Source organism: Veillonella sp. oral taxon 780 str. F0422 (assembly GCF_000221605.1).
Classification (GTDB): Bacteria; Bacillota; Negativicutes; order Veillonellales; family Veillonellaceae; genus F0422.
In genome coordinates this window covers 1-303 of the sequence record NZ_AFUJ01000007.1, presented here as the reverse complement: position 1 = coordinate 303, position 303 = coordinate 1, and the positions used below count along the sequence as shown (strand labels likewise).

The 303-nt window shown below is 38.0% G+C and carries 1 protein-coding gene; it reads left to right on the top strand.

What is annotated here, in order from left to right:
• Window positions 1-8 precede the first annotated feature (8 nt).
• Window positions 9-303 (top strand): amino acid permease (locus HMPREF9200_RS01360; protein WP_038144418.1); only part of this gene is annotated, 295 nt, incomplete at its 3' end.

The window sequence follows — 303 nt, the reverse complement described above, 5'->3', positions numbered from 1 at the left end:
TGGGCGGTATGTTCAATAAGAACGGCGGTCCATATGTCTATGCAAAGGAAGCATTTGGTAACTTCGTAGGTTTTGAAGTTGGTTTTATGAAATGGGCAATTGCAACAATTGCTTGGTCTGCTATGGCAGTAGGTTTTGCTACTGCTCTTGGTGCGGTATGGGAACCAGCAAGTACAGAAATGGGTAAAAATGTGATTGCCACATTGATTATCGTGGTACTTGGTATCATGAATATCATGGGTGTTAAGATTTCAAAAATTATCAATAATATCGTAACTATAGGTAAATTGTTGCCATTAATTT